This is a genomic window from Mycobacterium sp. NGS26, from assembly GCF_059813025.1.
The window spans coordinates 1-2,479 of sequence record NZ_JCALDU010000010.1; the positions used below are offsets into that span (position 1 = coordinate 1).

The window sequence follows — 2,479 nt, forward strand, 5'->3', positions numbered from 1 at the left end:
TGCCTCGCGCCAGGCCGCGCGGGCGGCGTCGTGGTCTCGATCGGCCAGCCAGGTGACGAACCTGCGATACGACCCGGCCGCGGCCAGCCGGTGCCCGTGGTAGCTGGCGAACAGCTCCTGCAGCAGGATCGGCATGGACCAGCCGTCGAGCACGATGTGGTGGTTGGTGAGCACAAGCCGGTGCCGGTTTTCGGCGGTGCGGATCAGGGCGGCCCGAAACGCCGGCGGGTCGGTGAGGTCGCAGACCGCGGCGCGTTCGGCGGCGCACAGTTTTTGGACCCACTCCTCGGCGTCGAGGTCATGGTCGTTGAGGTCGACATACCGCCAGGCCGCCACGGGATCGGCCGGAATGACTTGTACCGGTTCGTCGAACTGGCAGCAGAACCGGGCCACCAGGTTGGGGTGGCGGGCGACGACGGTGTCCACGGCTTGGTGGAGGCGGTCGGGGTCGATCGGGCCGGTCAAGCTGAAATCCAGCTGCACCGCATACGGATCGTCGTCACTGGGCCGCGCGCCGCTCGCGTGGAAAAGCAGTCCCCGCTGCAGCGGTGTCAACGGCAAAATATCGGCGATCTCGTGGTGCCGGCACAGCTCGTCGATCTGCTCCTGGTTCAGGCGGGCCGGGGCGATGTCGGACGGGGTCAAGCCGCCCCCGCCGTTTCGTACATGAGCGCAGATGCCGGCCAGGGCGTCACGCCACAGTTGCCCGAGCCGGGCGATCTGCGCGTCGTCGAGTGCCGAGCAGGCCCACGTCCAGGTTGCGTGCAACTGCGGACCGGTATCGGTGTCGACGGCGAAGGCGTTGAGTTCCACGGTGTGACCCAGCGGCATCGGTACCGCGGTGGACGCCGTGGTGGCCGCGAGGGCGTCGGGGCTGATCCGCCACAGATCCGCGGGCACCCCCGCGGGCATACCGAGGCGCCCCAGGTAGTTGAAGCCGATCGCCGGGTCGGCTCCCGTGAGTTCGATATCGGGGTTGAGGTAGCGCAGCAATCCGTAGGTCAAGCCGTCGGGCAGCGCGCGCAGTTGTTCCTTGATGTCTTTGATGAGGGCTTCGAGTGCGGCATCGCCTACGGTCAGCGCGACAGGGTATTTGGTGGTGAACCAGCCCACCGTGCGAGACAGGTCGACATCGGCAGCCAGGTCGTCGGCCCGGCCGTGGCCCTCCACATCAAGAACGATCGGTGCGTTTCCGGTGTCGAGGAATTCCGCGCAGGCCAGGGCGAGCGCGATCAGCAAGATGTCTTGTGTCCCAGCGTGATACGCGGCCGGTACCTCGCCAAGGAGCGAGCGCGTCGTCGCGGCATCCAATGACACCGACAATTGCCCGGCACTGGCATAGGTATCCACCGCGGGCTGGACCGAGGGCAGGGCGGCCGGGGCGGCCGCGATGCGTCTCCACGTCTCGACTTGGGCCACCACGGTCGGGGTGTGCGCATGATCGGCCAGCAGGGAGGCCCACCGGGCGAACGATGTGCCGGGTGCCGGCAACGCCACGGGTTGCCCGGCGTGATGCTGGGCCCAGGCGATGTTGAAGTCCTCCAACAGGATTCGCCACGACACGGCGTCGATGGCGAGGTGGTGAATGATCACCACCAACTCGCCGGTGCTGGCCACCCAGAGTGCGCTGACCATCACCCCGGCGCTCGGATTCAACCGGGACCGCGCCTGAACCAGCGCCTCGTCGGACAACACGTCGACGGTGTGCAGGCACGCGTCGGCGGCTACCGACCCGGGCTCGGGCACGTGGAGCGCCCAGCCTCCCGGGCCATCGTCTGTGATGCGTAGCCGCAGCATGCCGTGCCGGTCCAGCAGGGCCTGCAGCACGACGAGAACGTCGGCCTCGGTGACTCCCGCGGGGGCCTGCAGCACCATCGTCTGGTTGAACTGCTCCACCGGGCCGTCCACGGCTTGCAGCCAGCGCATGATCGGGGTGGCCACGACCGGCCCGACACCCTCATCGACCGGGGCGGTCTCCCCGGTGGCCGCCGACCCCGTCACCCGGGCCAGGCCGGCGACGGTCTGCTCGACGAAGATGTCGCGCGGCTGACACCTCAGCCCGGCGGCACGGGCCCGGGCGACGACTTGCATCGACAGGATGCTGTCGCCGCCCATTTCGAAGAACGAGTCATCGATGCCGACCCGTTCCACGCCGAGGACTTCGGCGTAGATGTCGGCCAGGATCTCCTCGACCGCGGTGGTCGGGGCACGATAGCGATCGGCGGCGCGATATCCGGGTGCCGGCAGGGCGTGTGTGTCGAGTTTGCCGTTGACGGTCAGCGGCAGCGCATCGAGGACCACGATTGCGGCCGGGACCATATACGCCGGTAGCCGCTTGCCCAGCTCGGCGCGGGCGTTGGCCGGGTCGGCGGTTCCGGTGATGTAACCCACCAGGCGCCTGTCGCCGGGGCGGTCCTCGCGGGCGAGCACCACCGCCTGCTGCACCCCGTCGAGTTCGGCTAGGGCGCTTTGGATTTCA

Annotated in this window: 1 protein-coding gene; it reads right to left on the bottom strand. The window is 68.8% G+C overall.

Translation table 11 applies throughout. The annotated features are described in order from the left end of the window. Nucleotides 1–2,479, bottom strand: a 2,479-nt coding sequence (locus AC5Y6X_RS24295; protein WP_499989694.1) for a condensation domain-containing protein, incomplete at both ends; no start/stop codon positions are given.